The 18,050-nt window shown below is 62.8% G+C and carries 15 protein-coding genes; 4 read left to right on the forward strand and 11 right to left on the reverse strand.

What is annotated here, in order from left to right; all coding sequences use genetic code 11:
* Nucleotides 1-245: 245 nt before the first annotated feature.
* From APH35_RS06175 to pilM, 7 genes are all read right to left on the reverse strand, one after another.
* Nucleotides 246-1,850 (reverse strand): AAA family ATPase, encoded by a 1,605-nt coding sequence (locus APH35_RS06175; RefSeq protein ID WP_060514426.1) that lies wholly within the window; start codon nt 1,848-1,850, stop codon nt 246-248.
* A 15-nt stretch (nt 1,851-1,865) separates the two neighbouring features.
* Nucleotides 1,866-2,963, reverse strand: coding sequence for a 3-dehydroquinate synthase (gene aroB, locus APH35_RS06180; protein ID WP_041166613.1), 1,098 nt, complete (start codon nt 2,961-2,963; stop codon nt 1,866-1,868).
* A gap of 95 nt (nt 2,964-3,058) precedes the next feature.
* Complete coding sequence (gene aroK, locus APH35_RS06185) at nt 3,059-3,577, reverse strand: shikimate kinase AroK (protein ID WP_041166614.1); 519 nt, start codon at nt 3,575-3,577, stop codon at nt 3,059-3,061.
* A gap of 4 nt (nt 3,578-3,581) precedes the next feature.
* On the reverse strand, nt 3,582-4,844 hold the full coding sequence (locus tag APH35_RS06190) for a type IV pilus secretin PilQ (protein ID WP_082425717.1): 1,263 nt from the start codon (nt 4,842-4,844) through the stop codon (nt 3,582-3,584).
* A complete protein-coding gene (locus APH35_RS06195) occupies nt 4,774-5,784 on the reverse strand; it encodes a pilus assembly protein PilP (RefSeq protein ID WP_012274633.1) in 1,011 nt (336 codons plus the stop codon). Before APH35_RS06195 ends, APH35_RS06190 begins: the two co-directional genes overlap by 71 nt.
* Nucleotides 5,781-6,317 carry a PilN domain-containing protein gene (locus APH35_RS06200; RefSeq protein WP_012274634.1) on the reverse strand — a complete coding sequence of 179 codons (537 nt, stop codon included), beginning with the start codon at nt 6,315-6,317 and terminating at the stop codon, nt 5,781-5,783. The genes APH35_RS06195 and APH35_RS06200 overlap by 4 nt, the downstream gene beginning before the upstream one ends.
* A complete protein-coding gene (pilM, locus tag APH35_RS06205; protein ID WP_060493003.1) occupies nt 6,314-7,195 on the reverse strand; it encodes a type IV pilus biogenesis protein PilM in 882 nt (293 codons plus the stop codon). The genes APH35_RS06200 and pilM overlap by 4 nt, the downstream gene beginning before the upstream one ends.
* A 181-nt stretch (nt 7,196-7,376) precedes the next feature.
* On the opposite strand from pilM, the gene APH35_RS06210 reads away from it, so the two are divergent.
* The gene (locus APH35_RS06210; RefSeq protein WP_370739375.1) at nt 7,377-9,827 is read left to right on the forward strand and encodes a penicillin-binding protein 1A; all 2,451 of its coding nucleotides are present in this window, start codon (nt 7,377-7,379) and stop codon (nt 9,825-9,827) included.
* 183 nt (nt 9,828-10,010) lie between these two features.
* Here the strand turns inward: APH35_RS06210 and APH35_RS06215 are convergent, their stop codons facing one another.
* The 3 genes from APH35_RS06215 to rpmE form a co-directional block, all read right to left on the reverse strand.
* Nucleotides 10,011-11,279 (reverse strand): malic enzyme-like NAD(P)-binding protein, encoded by a 1,269-nt coding sequence (locus APH35_RS06215; RefSeq protein ID WP_041166616.1) that lies wholly within the window; start codon nt 11,277-11,279, stop codon nt 10,011-10,013.
* A gap of 177 nt (nt 11,280-11,456) precedes the next feature.
* Nucleotides 11,457-12,278 carry a thermonuclease family protein gene (locus APH35_RS06220; protein ID WP_012274638.1) on the reverse strand — a complete coding sequence of 274 codons (822 nt, stop codon included), beginning with the start codon at nt 12,276-12,278 and terminating at the stop codon, nt 11,457-11,459.
* A 2-nt stretch (nt 12,279-12,280) separates the two neighbouring features.
* Nucleotides 12,281-12,496, reverse strand: coding sequence for a 50S ribosomal protein L31 (gene rpmE, locus APH35_RS06225; protein WP_012274639.1), 216 nt, complete (start codon nt 12,494-12,496; stop codon nt 12,281-12,283).
* Between the two features lie 167 nt (nt 12,497-12,663).
* On the opposite strand from rpmE, the gene APH35_RS06230 reads away from it, so the two are divergent.
* The 3 genes from APH35_RS06230 (at nt 12,664) to APH35_RS06240 (ending at nt 17,440) form a co-directional block, all read left to right on the forward strand.
* Nucleotides 12,664-14,883 (forward strand): primosomal protein N', encoded by a 2,220-nt coding sequence (locus APH35_RS06230; RefSeq protein WP_060493001.1) that lies wholly within the window; start codon nt 12,664-12,666, stop codon nt 14,881-14,883.
* Nucleotides 14,884-15,003: 120 nt separating this feature from the next.
* A complete protein-coding gene (argS, locus tag APH35_RS06235; RefSeq protein ID WP_012274641.1) occupies nt 15,004-16,740 on the forward strand; it encodes an arginine--tRNA ligase in 1,737 nt (578 codons plus the stop codon).
* A gap of 1 nt (nt 16,741) precedes the next feature.
* Nucleotides 16,742-17,440, forward strand: a complete 699-nt coding sequence (locus APH35_RS06240; RefSeq protein ID WP_012274642.1) for an SPOR domain-containing protein — start codon at nt 16,742-16,744, stop codon at nt 17,438-17,440.
* Between the two features lie 37 nt (nt 17,441-17,477).
* Here APH35_RS06240 and APH35_RS06245 read toward each other — a convergent pair whose 3' ends face one another.
* Nucleotides 17,478-17,897, reverse strand: a complete 420-nt coding sequence (locus APH35_RS06245; protein WP_012274643.1) for an NINE protein — start codon at nt 17,895-17,897, stop codon at nt 17,478-17,480.
* Nucleotides 17,898-18,050 lie beyond the last annotated feature (153 nt).

The raw sequence follows: 18,050 nt of genomic DNA on the forward strand, positions 1-18,050 counted from the left end.
AGCGATGCCCACAAATTTTCATGTCTCACCATTGAAAATTTATGTCGCAATTTTGAATGTTTTTGCGCCATGCGCCGTGATAGCGGCTTGGCTTGAGTCTGAAGCGTTTCAGCCATGACTGCAACTAGGGGCTTGTGGCCGGCAGTCTGGGACAGAAAAGCCTGCCGCGCTCGGGCGCAGCAGGCTAGTCGAAAGCTAGAATTCGCTTAGCTACAGGGCGGCGGGGTGATGCCGCCCGGAAGGTATCAGCGGGCCGTGGCCAGCTCTTGTTGGACGCTGCCCACGGTACGTGGCCAAGGTTTACCAGCCTGGACCTTCGCTGGCAAGTTCTTGATTGCTGCAACCGCTGCGTCGCGGTTGGCGAAGCTGCCGTAAGTGACTACATACAGTGGCTTGCCCTGCAGGTTTTTCTTGAAGTAGCGATAGTCGCTACCCTGGGCCTTGACGTATGCCTGGGCCGAAGCTTCGGAGCTGGTGCCGAGGATCTGCACCACATAATTACCTGGCTTCTGCCCCGCGTACCAACCACCACTGCCACCGCCAGCGGCCGCTGGTTTCTCGGCAGGTTTGGCGGCCGGCTTGGCCACGGCAACCTGGGTCGGCGCGGGAGCAGGCTTGGCAGGCGCAACCGGTTTTACGGGTTGGGTTGCAACAGGCTTTGGCGCAGGTGCAACCGGCTCCACAGGCGCACTGGCGACTGGCTGAGCAGGCGCGGGGGCCGGGCCTGCCGGCACACCTTGCGGCGGCGCGATGGTAGTCACGGTAGGTGGTGGGTTGCCAGGCTGCAGGGCGGTATCACCTGCCGGGCTGCCTTCTTCGCCCTCGCCCATGCCTGCGGCCTGGGCCAACGGCTCGCGCATCACCGGCTGCGACTGGCCAACCAGCGGCAGCGGCATGGGCTGGGACGAGCCAGAGAACTCGATGGCAGCACCCTGCTTGCCGTCGCCCAGTGGCAACTGAGCCTGGGCGGCTGGCGCTTCGGCGGGGGCCTTGTCGCTTTTCTTGGGCATCAATACTGCAGCCGCAACGGCGACCACGACCACAGCGGACAGCGCGAGCACATGTTTTTTAGGCATCTTGAACCCCATGGATGGTCGCTTGGCCGTCGAGCGGCTGGCGATCATGGCTTCGATCAAAGTGTCACGGGCGACCTGGTTGATATTGCCAGGCCAACCGTCGGAGTTTTCATGGATATCGGCGATCTGTTCACGGCTGAACACCTCGATGCCCCGGCCGGCGCCCTCCAGGCGCTGCTCCAGGTATTCGCGGGTTTCTTCCTCACTGTAGGGGGCAAGCTCGATGATGTGGAAGCGTTCTTCCTCGACATTGAGCTCGTCCAGCCCGGCAATCAGCGATGGCTCACCGAACAGGAACACGTGCGGGCGCCCTTCCGGCACCCCCGCCGCCAATTCCAGCAACGCTTGGAGTGCCGACTCGTCGAGTTGTTCCGCATCGTCCACCAGCAAATACACTTCCTGCCCGGTCAGTGCCAGCTGCACCACTTTGGACAGGATCGCCTGCACTTCAGGCTGGGCCACACCAAGGTCCTGGGCGACGTGGGCGAGCATGCTGGAGGCATCGCTGGCGCTGCGGGCAGACACCACCACACTTTGCACAGCCTGTTTGTTGGTGCTGGCCACCAAGGCCTGGCGCAGCAGCGACTTACCGCTGCCCAGCGGGCCGCTGACCACCAGCATCAACTGGCTGTAGCGCGCCAGGTGGTGCAGTTGGCCGAGCACGGGCTTGCGCTGGGCCGGGAAGAACTTGAAACCGGGCACGCGGGGCGCGAACGGATCGTGGCTCAACTGGTAATGGTCGAGAAAGGCCTCATCGGCATGCAAACTGGTCATTGCGCTGTCACAACCTCAAAGCTGGGCCACGATCGCGCGGTAATCCGCCGACAGCGTGGCCTGTAGAATCTCTTTCGAATAGTCGTCGGTCACTACGGCCTCGCCCATCTGGCGCAGCAGCACCAGACGCAGACGACCGTCGAGCACCTTCTTGTCGACCGCCATGTGCTCCATGAAATGCGCCGGGGTCATTTCCTGTGGTGGCACCACCGGCAAACCTGCATCCTGCAACAGGCGGATACCGCGATCGCGCTCGGCCTGGTCGATCCAGCCAAGACGCATGGACATTTCCAGGGCCATCACCGTGCCCGCCGCCACGGCCTCGCCGTGCAACCACACGCCATAGCCCATGTGGGTTTCGATGGCATGCCCGAAGGTATGCCCCAGGTTCAGCGTGGCCCGTACGCCCGACTCGCGCTCGTCAGCCCCCACTACTGCGGCCTTGGCCGCGCAGGAGCGGCGGATGGCCTCGGTCAGGGCTGCCGAGTCGAGGGCGCGCAGGGCCTGCATATTGTCTTCGAGCCAGGCGAGGAACGGTTTGTCGCAAATCAGGCCGTACTTGATCACTTCGGCCAGGCCTGCGGACAGTTCGCGCGCGGGCAGGGTCTTGAGGCTGGTGGTATCGATCAGTACCGCATTGGGCTGATAGAAGGCACCGACCATGTTCTTGCCCAGCGGGTGATTGATGCCGGTCTTGCCGCCCACCGAAGAGTCGACCTGGGACAACAGGGTGGTCGGCACCTGGATGAAGTCGACACCGCGCTGGTAGCAAGCGGCAGCGAAGCCGGCCATGTCGCCGATCACGCCGCCGCCCAGGGCGACCACGGTGGTGCGACGATCATGGCGGGCTGTCAGCAAGCCATCGAAAATCAGTTGCAGGGTTTCCCAATTCTTGTGGGCTTCGCCATCGGGCAACACCACCGGCAGTACCGAGTAGGCACCCAGGGTCTTGCTCAGGCGTTCGAGATACAGGGGGGCGACGGTCTCGTTGGAAACGATGGCAACCTGCCGGCCGGCAATGTGCGGCGCCAGCAGTTCGGGCTGGTCCAGCAGGCCTTCGCCAATGTAGATCGGGTAGCTACGCTCGCCCAGGTCGACCTTTAGTGTCTGCATGTATCCCCACAATGTACTTGGGCGCGGCGCCATTCGGGCAACCTGCGCGGTAACGTTGAACCTCGCCCCGGCTGGTGGCCGAGAATAGTCCCGGGTTAACGGGGCGGCAACTGCTGCAAGCGCTCAAGAATATCGATCACCACCATGCGTGGCGGCCGCTCATCGGTTTCCACGACCAGGTCGGCGATTTCGCGGTAGAGCGGGTCGCGGGTTTCCAGCAAGGTACGCAAGGTTGCCTCGGGATTGGCGGTACGCAGCAGCGGGCGGTTGCGGTCGCGCGCGGTGCGCCCGACCTGCTGCTCCACCGAAGCATGCAGGTAGATCACCCGGCCTCCCCGATAAAGCGCCTGACGGTTGGCTTCACGCATCACCGCGCCGCCGCCGGTGGCCAGGACCACGCCGTCGAGCGCGCACAGCTCGGCGATCATCGCTTGCTCGCGATCACGGAAACCCGGCTCGCCTTCCTTGTCGAAAATCCACGGGATGTTGGCGCCGCATCGCAGTTCGATTTCCTTGTCGGAATCCTTGAACAGCAGGCGCAGCTCTTTGGCCAATAGGCGTCCGATGGTGCTTTTACCAGCGCCCATGGGCCCCACAAGTATCAAATTTCGCACAGAATCAACGACTCACAGCAATCGCCTGGTCACTCATGATACGCGGAGTCAGGAAGACCAGCAGCTCGGATTTTTTCTCTTGTAATGCATCGCGTCGAAACAGCCGCCCAACATACGGCAGATCGCCGAAAAATGGCACCTTGTCGACCACATTGTTTTGCGAAGTCGAGTAAACGCCACCAATCACGATCGTTTCGCCATCAGCCACACGAACCTTGGCATTTACCTCGTTCTTGCGGATCGGCGGTACGTTGTTCAAGGCATTGACGTAATCCGGCTCGTCCTTGGTCACCCTGACGGTCATGATCACCTTATTGTCCGGGGTGATCTGCGGGGTAACTTCCAACGACAGCGACGCTTCGCGAAAAGATACCGAGGTCGCACCGCTTTGGCTGGTTTCCTGGTAAGGCACCTCGGTTCCCTTGAGGATCCTCGCCGTTTCCTTGTCGGCCGTGACCACCTTGGGCTGCGAAATGATCTCGCCGTTACCACTCTTTTCCATGGCGCTGAGCTCAAGGTCCAGCAACACGTCCCCGCGCAATAACCCAAGGCCGATACTGCCGCCGGCACGCTCGACGCCGAGATCGACGAACAATTCTTTGCCTGGCCGCAGTTGCGCGCCGTATAGCGGCCCGCTCCAGCGCACCCCCAGGCTCTTCTCGTAATCGACGTTGGCCTCGACGATACGCGCCTCGATCGCTACCTGGCGCACCGGCACATCCAACTGCGTCACCAGTTGCCGCAATTCGGCCAGGCGGTCGGCAGGCAGGTGCACCACCAGGGTATTGGTGCGCTCATCGACACTCAGGCTACCCGTGAGAATACCGTCACCCACCAGGCTCGCCTGTAGCAACTCCGCCAAATCGGCAGCCTTGGCGTGGTGAATAGGCAGCAGTTCCCGACGCAAAGGTTGCAACTGCGCTTCCAGCACTTGCCCCGCACGGGTCTCGGCTGACTGTGCGGCAAAGTCGGCGGCAGGCGCCACCAACAGCACATTACCCTCCTGGCGCCGAGCCAGGCCCTTGCTGCGCAACACCAGGTCCAGTGCCTGATCCCACGGCACGTCCTGCAAGCGCATCGTGACGTTGCCTTGCACCGCATCGCTGGCTACCAGGTTTACCCCGGCATAGTCCGCCAGTACCTGCAGTACCGCGCGCACCTCTACATCCTGAAAGTTCAACGACAGCGGCTCACCCTCATAAGACGTCGCCGACGCCAGCGGAACCGACAGCAGGGTTGCCAGCAGATATTTCATCCACGTTTTCATTCTGGTCCGAGGCCTCCTTGCCCAGGCGCTTGGCAAGGGTGATGAACGCCGTGCGTTCGTGCCACTCCCCCGCCATGAACAGCCGCTCCCGCACTTCGACCTGACGTTGGTCGATGTACGCCACCACCCCCTGATCACGCCCTACCCGGTCACCTGGGCGCACGCGGTAAAGCCTGCCAGCCGCCATCAGCAATGCTTCGCGTGCCGCCCCGCGCGCCAGGCTACCGACCATCTCCAGCTGCGCCAGCGGCACACCGGCCAGCCCCGTTGCGGTCAACCGCGCCGCCACAGGGGCAAACGGGTCTACGGCAGGCGCAGCCATTGCAGCCCTTGCCGGTAGCCGCGCCAGCATCGCAGGTGCCTTCATGGGTGCGGGCGCGTCATAGGCATAAACCCGCAACCGCAGGCGCAACAGCCCAGGCTGGCGATCAACGGCAGCCAGGCTCATGTCATCGCTGTGCAGCACTCGCACCTGCCCCAACCAGTCGTCCAACCACAACCGCAAGGCTGAGTAACGCCCCACCACTTGCAACTCCAGCGGCACTTTGCGCAAACCAGCCTGTTGCTCGCCCTTATCGACATCGAGGCGCTCGACCAGCAAACCCTGCGCATGCCCGGTCACCGCCAGGCGCTCAAGCAGGTCACTCATGCCCTCCCCGCCAGCCAGTTGCCAGCGCGCCTCCTGCAACCGCTGCTCGGCGGCCACCACAGCAGCCCGCAACTGCTCAAGCTCGGCCAACCGCAATGCACTGGCTGCCTGCCTCTGATTCAATTCGGCGTACCTGACATCCTCGCGTGACTGCTGCTGAATCAGTGCCGGCAGGCGCATCGCGCAGCCCAGGCTGAACAACACAGCGGCTACCAGCGCTGGCGCCAGTCGTCGGCAGCGATCGGAGCGCTCGACCACAGCCAACCAAGCGAGAAGCTGTGCAGTACTCACGACCAAAACGCCGAAACGCGCGCGGTCAGCAGGAATTCATCGCCGCCCGGCAGGCTCTTGATGCGCTTGAGTTCCAAATCGAGCAAAACGCTCGAGCGGTTCAAGTCACGCATGAACTGCGCAACCACAGCACCGGATGCAGCCAAGCCGGTCATCTGCAGGCGGCCGCTTTCAAGGCTGAGCTCAAGGAGTTGCACACCTTCAGGCAAAGCCCCCTCAAGGTCAGCGAACAGACCGGCCAACATCCCCTGGTGGGCACGCAAGCCTTCCAGCGCCGAGGCCCGGGCGAGCAATGCTGCATGCTGCGTGCGTACATCGGCCAGCGGCCGCAACTGCTCGTCCAGCTCCTCAAGGGCAGCCTGGAACTGGGTATTGGCCAGCGCCTGCTGCTGCCCGCGCTGGCGGGCCAATTGATCGACCAGCATCACGGCGCACAAGGCCAGTAAAGCGCCAGCAACCAGCTGGCCGCGAAAACGCCGCAGCGCAGCCTGACGCTGCCGTTCACGCCATGGCAGAAGGTTTAACCGCATCATGGGCGCAACCCTCCCACGGCCAAGGCACAGGCCAGGAGCATCGACCCATCGACATGCTCAAGCCCCGTCAGGCCGGGCAGGCACCTGCACGGCAGGTTCAGCCGATTGCCAAGCCCTTGCAACCAGCCTGAGTCAATCGCTGAGCTGCTGCTAATCCACAAGCCCGCAGGCAGGTTTTTTTCGGTCAGCAGCGCCTGCAAATGCTCTGGCAACAGCCCGCTAGTCTCCAAACCGGAGACTGGCAGCTCACGGCGCTGGTATACCCTGCCCGGCAGCCAGTCATAGAGGGTCAGGCTGCGAGCGTCGACACGCAACAACGCCGCCCCCTCCGAGCCGCCCCGTGGCAACATGCGGCACAAAGCAATGTTGTCGACCTCGACGGCTTCCAACTGCAAGCCCGCCGCCTCGACCACTGATTCAAGTGACGCCAGCGCGCTCTGCCGACAGGCAGCAACCATCACCTCACTGCAGCCTGGCTGAACACTGGAAGCCCCCAAGACCTGAAAATCCAGGGCCAGGTCTTCCAGTGGAAACGGAAACAGCCGCTCAGCATCGGCCAGCAACCGCGCCTCCAACTGCGCTTCGTTCTGTTGCGCAGGCAGGTGGCACAGTTTGCAGATGACCTGGCTGGCCGGTAATGCCAGCGCCACCCGGCGCTGCTTGAGCCCGCTACGCTGGTAGGCGCGCTGTAACGCAGCCACCACTGCATCAGGCTCCGCCACCCAATCATCACCCAGCGGTGCCATAAGCGGTTCTTGTGCCGACCCCACCACCCGCCAGCGTCGATTGCGCTGCTGCAGTTGCAGCATGCGAACGGCATCCGGGGCAATTTCCACCCCCACGAGTGAACCGGCATCCTTGCCGAAGCGTCCAAGCATCGCGACTTCCCTGCTGTCTGTGGCAACCCCGCGGCAACACTGGGCCGAGGCTATCCATCGAGGCGACGGGTAGCCTGGCCGGTAACCCGGAGAGGCGAAAAAATGCTTATAATGCCCAGCGTTTTTTGGTCCGCCGGACCCGCGTGCAATCCACTCCCAACCTGGACACCGAAAAGCCTTGATACGTCTGCTGAAGTTCTTCTGGTGGTCATCCGTCGCAGTCATCTGCGCGCTCGTACTCGGTGTGAGCGGTGCGTTTCTGTATCTTAGCCCCAGCCTGCCCTCGGTCGAGTCACTCAGAAGCATCCAGTTGCAGATCCCACTCAGGGTGTACAGCAGCGACGGCAAGCTGATTGCCGAATTCGGCGAAATGCGCCGCTCGCCGATCCGCTTCGCGGAAATTCCCCCACAATTCATTCAGGCGCTGCTGTCAGCTGAGGACGACAACTTCCTCAACCACTATGGTGTAGACCCCAGCAGCCTGATGCGTGCCGCGACCCAGCTGGTGAAAACCGGGCACATCCAGACCGGCGGCAGCACCATCACCATGCAGGTGGCGAAGAACTTCTTCCTCACCAGCGAGCGCAGCTTCTCGCGCAAGACCAACGAAATCCTGCTGGCCCTGCAAATCGAGCGTGAGCTGACCAAGGACGAAATCCTTGAGCTGTACGTGAACAAGATCTACCTGGGCAACCGCGCCTACGGTATCGACGCCGCTGCGCAGGTGTACTACGGCAAGTCGATCCGTGACGTGAGCCTGGCGCAGATGGCGATGATCGCCGGCCTGCCCAAAGCACCGTCGCGCTTCAACCCACTGGCCAACCCGGCACGTGCCAAGGAACGCCGCGACTGGATCCTCGGCCGCATGTACAAGCTGGGCAAGATCGACGAGGCCAGCTACCAGGCCGCCTTGGCCGAGCCGCTCAACGCCAGCTACCACGTACCGACGCCTGAAGTGAATGCCCCGTACATCGCTGAAATGGCCCGCGCGGAAATGGTCGGCCGTTACGGCAGCGATGCCTATACCGAGGGCTTCCGCGTCACGACCACCGTGCCCAGCGACATGCAGGAAATGGCCAACAAGGCCGTCCTCAACGGGCTTTCCGATTACGACGAACGCCACGGTTACCGCGGCCCTGAAGCACGCTTCCCGGGCCGTACCCAGGCAGCTTGGCTGCAGGAACTGGGCAAACAACGCACCCTCGGCGGCCTGGAGCCAGCCATTGTCACTCAAGTTGAAAAAACCGGCCTCAAAGTGCTGACCCGTGACGGCCAGGAAGCACAGGTTGCTTGGGACACCATGAAATGGGCGCGCCCGTTCATCAACAGCAACGCCCAGGGGCGCACACCGCAGTCGCCTTCCGACGTGGCACAGGTCGGTGACCTGGTGCGCTTGCAACGTCTGGAAGATGGCAAGTTCAAGTTCAGCCAGGTGCCCGGTGCGCAGAGTGCACTGGTTACCCTTGACCCCTACAACGGCGCCATCCGCGCCCTGGTCGGCGGCTTCTCGTTCGAGCAGAGCAACTACAACCGCGCCATGCAGGCCAAGCGCCAACCTGGCTCTAGTTTCAAGCCATTCATCTACAGCGCCGCGCTGGACAGCGGTTACACCGCCGCCACCCTGGTCAACGATGCGCCGATCGTGTTCGTTGACGAGTCGGTGGATAAAGTGTGGCGGCCGAAGAACGACACCAACACCTTCCTCGGCCCGATCCGCATGCGTGAGGCGCTGTACAAATCGCGCAACCTGGTGTCGATCCGCCTGCTGCAGGCCATGGGCGTGGACCGCACCATCGACTACATCGCCAAGTTCGGCTTCAACAAGCAGGACCTGCCGCGCAACCTGTCGCTGGCACTGGGTACCGCCACCCTGACCCCGATGGAAATCGCCACCGGGTGGAGCACCTTTGCCAACGGTGGCTACAAGATCACCCCTTACCTGATCGACCGCATCGAAAGCCGCAGCGGCGAGACGCTGTTTACTTCCAACCCAGCCCGCGTACCGCAAGGTGCCGAGGACCAGGCTGGCCTGGCCGCACCCGAGCAGCCAATCAGCACCGCCGCCATGCCAGGCGAAGCACCGCCTGCCTTCAGTCAGGTGGCAACTGCACCACAAGCGCCGGCGATAGCCGAACAGATCGTCGACGGGCGTACCACCTACATCCTCACCAGCATGCTGCAGGACGTGATCAAGCGCGGTACCGGTCGCCGGGCACTGGCCTTGGGCCGTACCGACCTGGCGGGCAAGACCGGTACCACCAACGAATCCAAGGACGCCTGGTTCTCGGGCTACAACGCCGACTACGTGACGACCGTGTGGGTCGGTTTCGACCAGCCAGAAACGCTCGGTCGCCGCGAGTACGGCGGTACGGCGGCGCTGCCGATCTGGATGAGTTTCATGGGCGCGGCGCTCAAGGACAAACCGGCGCATGCGCCAGCAGAACCGGAAGGCATCCTCAGCCTGCGGGTGGACCCGGTCAGCGGGCGCGCCGCCTCGCCGAGCACACCGAATGCCTACTTCGAGCTGTTCAAGGCCGAAGACTCGCCGCCATCGGTGGACGAGCTGGGCAATGGCGCGGCACCGGGCAGCCCGCTGCCAGCCGATGAAGCAGCGCCGATGGATCTGTTCTGAAGCAGGGTGTCTGACTCAGGATTTGCGTGGGCGCGCCAATCGAGCGCCGCCCGCGCGGCGCTCGATCTCATAGGCGCCAACAGTCTCATCACAAGCACCTTGCCACCCTGAAACATTTCCACGGCACAACAAAAAGCCCCGGCTCATCCGAGCCGGGGCTTTTTTATGTTGCTACAGCGGCAATCAGCCGTTGAACACTTCATCCACGCTGGTCAGCGGGTAGTGCTTCGGATACGGCAGGGTAGCCACACCGGATTCGATGGCGGCCTTGGCCACGGCGTCGGAAACGACGGTGATCAGGCGTGCGTCCAGCGGCTTCGGAATGATGTACTCACGACCGAACTCCAGGCCTTCGACACCGTAGGCTTCGCACACTTCCTTAGGCACTGGCAGCTTGGCCAGGTCTTTCAGGGCGATAGCAGCGGCGATCTTCATTTCTTCGTTGATGCGCTTGGCGCGAACGTCCAGGGCACCACGGAAGATGAACGGGAAGCCCAGTACGTTGTTGACCTGGTTCGGGTAGTCGGAACGACCGGTAGCCATGATCACGTCGCTGCGAGTGGCGTGCGCCAGCTCTGGCGAGATTTCCGGATCCGGGTTCGAGCAGGCGAACACGATTGGGTTGGCAGCCATCGACTTCAGGCCTTCCGGGCTCAGCAGGTTCGGGCCGGACAGACCTACGAACACGTCGGCACCGTCAAGGGCATCGGCCAGAGTGCGCTTGTCAGTAGCGTGGGCGAACTGCGCCTTGTACTGGTTCAGGTCGTCACGGCCAGCGTGGATCACGCCGCTACGGTCGATCATGTAGATGTTCTCGACCTTGGCACCCATGCTCACCAGCAGCTTCATGCAGGAGATGGCGGCAGCGCCGGCGCCGAGGCAGACGATCTTGGCGTCTTCCAGCTTCTTGCCGGCGATTTCCAGGGCGTTGATCATGCCGGCGGCGGTAACGATGGCGGTACCGTGCTGGTCATCGTGGAACACCGGGATGTCGCACTGCTCGATCAAGGTGCGCTCGATTTCGAAGCACTCAGGGGCCTTGATGTCTTCAAGGTTGATGCCACCGAAGGTGATCGAAATGCGGCGGACGGTGTCGATGAACGCTTGCGGGCTTTCCGACTCGACCTCGATGTCGAATACATCGATACCAGCGAAACGCTTGAACAGAACACCCTTGCCTTCCATGACCGGCTTGGAAGCCAGTGGGCCGAGGTCACCCAGACCGAGGATGGCGGTGCCATCGGAAATCACCGCAACCAGGTTGCCTTTGCCGGTGTATTTGTAAGCCAGCTCTGGATCACGGCCAATTTCGCGTACCGGCTCTGCAACACCTGGGCTGTAGGCCAGGGCGAGGTCACGGGCGGTGGCAGTGGGCTTGGAGAGTTCGACGCTCAGTTTCCCCGGACGAGGTTGAGCGTGATATTCGAGAGCGGCGGTTTTCAGGTCTGACATGGTGGGCATTCCGCTATTTACTGTTCTGACGGACCGCCGAGGATACGCAAAGAGCCGGGGAGTCACAAGACTGGTCGGTCACTTGTGTCAAGGCCTTTAGCCTACGACTTTACGCTATAACCCACGGGGCATACGGCTCACAGTGTGTACAATCCAATAGCGAAATGTCTACATCTTTTAGCCTGAAATTCGCTCCAACATGCTCGGATCGGTCAATGGCAACACCCAACGTCGCTGCCCAGGCTTGAGGCCGCCCCTGCGGGAACGATCCAGCACCCAACCACGCGCTTCGACCTGGCGTCCTTTGAGGTTATCGAAGAAGCTGGCAGGGAAGTTGCGCTGCAGACGAGCGGGAACCTGTAGCACCACAGCATCGTCCAGGGTCAGCCAGACCCCGCCGCGGTTGCGCTCGATGCCCTTGATGCGGCCACCGACCAAAGCAAAACCCGACTGCCTGACAGCGCTTGCGGGCACCACGGGCGAACGGCGCCACAGGTTGCTACCCGCCTTGCGCGCGGCTTGCTCCGCGAGCTGCTGGCAGCCGTTGAGGCGCACATTGGGGGCAACCGCCACGCGATAACCCAAGCCCTCGCTAAGCAACTGTGCTTCCAGATTGTTGCCATTACGGCCATAGACGTGCGCCAGTGTGCGGCCGTATTTGTCCTTGGATTCAACGCCAGGCACCAGCCCGACACGCCCGTCACTTTCCTGAACCAACGCCTGCAGGCGCCGCTTGGCTGCCTCGGCATAGGGCTCGCTGCTGCGCCCTTTGCGGCCGATTTCCGGAGCATTGATACCGATCAGCCGCACACTGCGGCCATCGGCCAGGCGCAAGGTATCGCCATCGACCACCTGTCGCACCGCTACCAACTGGGGCTTGCCTGGCAGCGGGCAGAACGCATGGGCCGAAGAATGCCAGATAGCGGCCACAAAAAAGGCGCCCACAAGGGGCGCCTTCTTCAGCAACAACGCGAAGCCCGAAGGATTCGCCATGCGCATGATTACTTCTTGGTACCGAACATACCGAAGCGGTCGGCGAACTTCTGTACGCGACCACCGGTGTCCAGGACTTTCTGCTTACCGGTGTAGAACGGGTGGCACAGGTTGCAAACGTCGATCGACAGGACATTGCCCAGGGTCGAACGGGTTTCGAACTTGTTGCCGCAGCTGCAGGTGACTGCAACTACTTCGTAGTTCGGGTGGATACCTTCTTTCATGGTCACTTCCTCGAGCTGCGTGCCGCCACCCAACACCAATTGTTGAATACCGCACGTAATTAGGCGGCGAATAATACCAGAGCACACCGTCAGCGCAAGATGTCGCTTGCACCGACCGTCGTCTGCTAGGCTCGCCAGTTCTTGTAACGCCCTCCGAGACTTTTTGCGTGTCCGACGTCATCCTGCGCCTTGCCCTGCCCTCCCCGCTGCGTCGCCTGTTCGACTACAAGGCGCCGGCGAGCATGGCACGCCAGACCTTGACCCCGGGCATGCGCATTCGCGTGCCCTTCGGTCGCCGCGAAATGATCGGCGTGTTGGTGGAGGTGTGCACGCAGAGTGAAGTACCCGCCGACAAACTCAAGCCGGCCAGCGCCTTGCTCGACCCGGTGTCCCCCATCCCGGCGTCGCTGTTCAAGTTCTGCTTATGGACAGCCCAGTACTACCAGCACAGCCTGGGCGACACCCTGAGCTGGGCCTTGCCCACGCTGCTGCGCCAGGGCGAACCCGCTGAAATGCGCCAGGAACGCTTCTGGCACATTGCCCCCGGCGCCCGCCTGGAAGACCCGCGCATCGCCCGCGCGCCGCGCCAGCGCGACGCCCTGAAGACCCTGGCCCAGCACCCGCACGGCGTGGCCCACAGCCTGCTGACCAAGCTCAACCTGAACAAGGACAGCCTCGACTTGCTGCTGGCCAAGGAGCTGGTTCAGATCGAGGTGCGCCGGCACCTGCCGGCGCTACGCCATGAGCACTGGCTGGCACAGCCGGAACTCCCGCTCAACGAAGAGCAACGCAATGCCTTCGACGCCGTGCGAGAAGGCTTTGACGGCTTCGGCGCGTTCCTGCTGGCCGGCGTCACCGGCAGCGGCAAGACCGAGGTCTACCTGCAACTGATCCGCGAGACGCTGGAGGCCGGCAAGCAGGCACTGGTGCTGATCCCGGAGATCAACCTCGGCCCACAGACCCTGGCGCGCTTCGAACAACGCTTCAATGCCCGCATCGCCCTGCTGCATTCGGCGGTCAACGACCGCGAGCGCCTGGACGCCTGGCTGGCCGCTCGCGACGGCGAGGCCGACATCATCATCGGCACCCGCTCGGCACTGTTCACGCCGATGAAAAACCCCGGCCTGATCATCATCGACGAAGAGCACGACGGCTCCTATAAACAGCAGGAAGGGCTGCGCTACCACGCCAGAGACCTGGCAATGGTACGCGCCCACCAGGAGAACATCCCGATCCTGCTCGGTTCTGCCACGCCGTCGCTGGAAACCTTGCACAACGCCCTAACCGGCCGCTACCACCTGCTGCGCATGAACCAGCGCGCTGGCGGAGCCCGCCCGCCGCGCATGCTGCGCCTGGATGTAAAGAGCTTGCCGCTGGACAGTGGCATCAGCGGCCCGTTGCAACAAGCCATCCGCCAGACCCTGGAGGCCGGCCAACAAGTGCTGGTGTTCCTTAACCGCCGCGGCTTCGCCCCGACCCTGCTGTGCCACGATTGTGGCTGGCTGTCCGAGTGCCCGCGCTGTGATGCGCGCATGACCGTGCATCAGCGCTCTGGCGTGCTGCGCTGCCACCACTGCGGCTATGACGAACGCCTGCCGCACCAGTGCCCGCAGTGCAATCACGTCGACCTGCGCCCGGTCGGCGCGGGTACCGAGCGTGCCGAAGAACGCCTGAAGGTGCTGTTCCCGGACTACCCGATCCTGCGCGTGGACCGCGACAGCACGGCGCGCAAGGACGCCATGCACAACCTGTTCAATACCATTCAGCGCGGCCAGCCGAGCATCCTTGTCGGCACGCAGATGCTCGCCAAGGGCCACCACTTCCCCCGGGTGACCCTGGTGGCCATCCTCGATGCCGATGGCGGGCTGTTCTCGGGTGATTTTCGCGCCAGCGAGCGCATGGCGCAGCTGATCGTACAGGTAGCCGGACGGGCCGGGCGGGCCGAAGAGCCCGGCAAGGTCATCATCCAGACCCACCTGGCCGACCACCCGCTGCTGGTGCAGTTGACCGAGCAGGGCTACTTTGCCTTTGCCGAACAGGCCCTGGATGAACGCCGCGCCGCCGGGCTGCCACCTTACTCCCACCTGGCCCTGCTGCGTGCCGAAGCGCACAAGCCGGGGCAGGCCGAAGGTTTCCTCGACGAAGCCTGCGCCGCCGCCGAGCGCCTGGTGGCCGAACAGCGCCTGCCAGGCATAGAGCTGCTGGGCCCGGTGCCGGCGCCCATGGAACGCCGCGCCGGGCGCTACCGCGCGCAACTGTTGATACAGGCCAATACCCGGGCGCCTTTGCATCGACTGATCAGCGCCTGGTTGCTAGTGTTGGAGCAAATGCCGAGCGGGCGCCAGGTGCGTTGGTCGCTGGACGTCGACCCGGTCGACCTGTACTGACCTCTGGCGCTGCTTTGCAGCCCCAAAGGTTGGCAACCCGCTTCCAGCAACGGATAATGCCCAGTTTTTCCACCTGCGCATCCAGGCGCTCACCGCGCTTGCGGTCGAAAAGAGATCCCCATGAAAGACACCATTCGCCAGCTGATCCAGCAAGCCCTCACCCAACTCGTCAACGACGGTGTGCTGCCTGAAGGGCTGTCGCCGGCGATCCAGGTGGAAAACGCCCGGGACAAGACCCACGGCGACTTCGCCAGCAACATCGCCATGATGCTGGCCAAGCCGGCTGGCATGAAGCCGCGCGACCTGGCCGAGAAACTGATCAATGCCCTGCCGGCCAGCGCCGACATCAGCAAGGTTGAGATCGCCGGCCCCGGCTTCCTGAACTTCTTCCAGAACACCGACGCTTTGGCCAACCGCCTGGATGCCGCCCTGGCCGACGCCCGCCTGGGCGTGCGCAAAGCTGGCCCGAGCGAAAAGGTCGTCATCGACATGTCGGCGCCGAACCTGGCCAAAGAAATGCACGTCGGCCACCTGCGCTCGACCATCATCGGTGACAGCGTCGCGCGCGTGCTGGAATTCCTGGGTGACAACGTCATTCGCCAGAACCACGTCGGCGACTGGGGCACCCAGTTCGGCATGCTGATGGCCTACCTGCAGGAAAACCCGATCACCAGTGACGAGCTGTCAGACCTGGAAAACTTCTACCGGGCGGCGAAGAAACGCTTCGACGAATCGGAAGAGTTCGCCACTCGCGCCCGTGGCCTGGTGGTCAAGCTGCAGGCCGGCGACCCCGAGTGCCTGGCCCTGTGGACACGCTTCAAGGACATCTCGCTGTCGCACTGCCAGAAGACCTACGAGCTGCTCAACGTCAAGCTGACCATGGCCGACGTGATGGGCGAAAGCGCGTACAACGACGACCTGGCCAACGTGGTGGCCGACCTCAAGGCCAAGGGCCTGCTGGTCGAAAGCCAAGGCGCCCAGTGCGTGTTCCTCGAAGAATTCAAGAACAGCGAAGGCGAGCCACTGCCGGTGATCGTGCAAAAAGCCGACGGCGGCTACCTGTACGCCACCACCGACCTGGCCGCCGTGCGCTACCGCAGCAACGTGCTCAACGCTGACCGTGCCCTGTACTTCGTCGACCAGCGCCAGGCCCTGCACTTCAACCAGGTGTTCGAAGTGGCACGCCGCGCAGGCTTTGTCGGCCACCCGATGCAAATGGAGCACATGGGTTTCGGCACCATGAACGGCGCTGACGGCCGCCCGTTCAAGACCCGTGACGGCGGCACCGTAAAGCTGATCGACTTGCTCACCGAGGCCAAGGAGCGCGCCTACGCGCTGGTCAAGGAAAAGAACCCGAGCCTGACCGAAGCCGAACTGCGCCACATCGGCGAAGTGGTGGGCATTGGCGCGGTGAAATACGCCGACCTGTCCAAGCACCGCACCAGCGACTACAGCTTCAACTTCGAGCTGATGCTCAACTTCGAAGGCAACACCGCGCCTTACCTGCTGTATGCCTACACCCGCGTAGCCGGCGTGTTCCGCAAGCTGGGCAAGGGCTTTGACGAAGTTGAAGGCAACATCGTATTGCAGGCGGCCCACGAGCAGGACCTGGCCGCACGCTTGGCGCAGTTTGGCGAAATCCTCAACAACGTCGCCGACAAAGGCACGCCGCACGTGCTGTGCAGCTACCTGTACGACTTGGCCGGCTTGTTCTCCAGCTTCTACGAGAACTGCCCGATCCTCGCCGCCGAAACCCTGGAACAGCAGCAGAGCCGCCTGCGCCTGGCCGCCCTGACCGGCCGTACCCTCAAACAAGGTCTGGAACTGCTCGGCCTGGAAACCCTGGAGCGCATGTAAGTTGGCTGCCAAGAAAAAACCTGCCCCAAAGCGCGGCGCCAGCCGTCAGACGGCGCCGGCCAAACAGCCGATCCCCGGCTGGGTATGGCTGGCAGTCGGCCTGACCGTAGGCGCGTTCATCGTGTTCTTGATGAAGCTCGAACCCGGTGGCGACGACATCAAGCGCGCCAAACCCGAGCAGCAGAAGCCGGAGAAGGTGGCCGAGGCCAGCAAGCCCGCGCAGGCCACCCCGCAGCAGCCGGTGAAGCCGAAGTATGACTTCTACACCCTGCTGCCGGAGTCCGAGGTAATCGTGCCGCCAGAGGCCGTGCCAGAGAAGACGCCTCCGGTCCCGGCACAGCCGGTAACCCCGGTGACCCCGGCCGAAGCGGCGAAGATAGACACCGCTCGTGCACAGGCAGCCTTGCTCGGTCAGACCCCGCCACCGCCACCACCGGTGATCAAGCCGGCAGCGACCACCCAGTACTTCCTGCAGGCGGGCTCGTTCCGCAAGCAGGCCGATGCCGACAAGGTGCGCGCACAGATCATTCTGCTGGGCCAGGCGGTAAAGGTGGAGTCAGGTACGGTCAAGGACGAAACCTGGTACCGCGTGCTGGTCGGGCCGTTCAGCAACCGTGAGCAGTTGACCGGCGCACAGAAGCAGCTGGCCGGGGCTGGGTTCAGCAACCTGTTGCTGCAACAGCGCCAGACCCGCCAGTAAGCCTTGGTTGGGGGCTGCGTTGCAGCCCCCGCCTACCTCATCCCCGCCCCGCATTCCGCTCGGAAACCTGGCTGTTCAGCGTCCAGAAGTCATACAGCACCCCCACCAGGAACAACCCGCCGGTAAAGAAGTAGATGATCGCGGTGATCCATTTACCCTGATACAGGCGATGCAGGCCGAACACCCCCAGGAAGGTCAGCAGAACCCAGGCGATGTTGTAGTCGATACGCCCCGACTGGAACCTCAGGTCAGCCTCACGGTCCATGGACGGGATCAGAAACAGGTCGATCAGCCAACCGATTCCCAGCAGGCCGAAGGTGAAGAACCAAAGGGTCCCCGTAATCGGCTTGCCATAGTAGAAACGATGGGACCCGGTGAAGCCGAAAATCCACAGCAAGTAGCCAATGGTTTTGCTGTGGGTGTCGTGAAAGGGCGCCCCCTGTTGATAACTGTTCATTCATAGCCCCTTTGGGTTATCCGAAAATTTTCTAAAAAAAAATGTGACTTTCTCGTCGCAGGCCGACGTACGGCACCTGGGCAATCGACCAACGGATCAAAGATTGATCAAAAAGCTGTTATAAAGTTGCGCGCCCAACACATAACTATTCAT

The organism is Pseudomonas sp. NBRC 111132 (genome assembly GCF_001320565.1).
Taxonomy (GTDB): Bacteria; Pseudomonadota; Gammaproteobacteria; order Pseudomonadales; family Pseudomonadaceae; genus Aquipseudomonas; species Aquipseudomonas putida_P.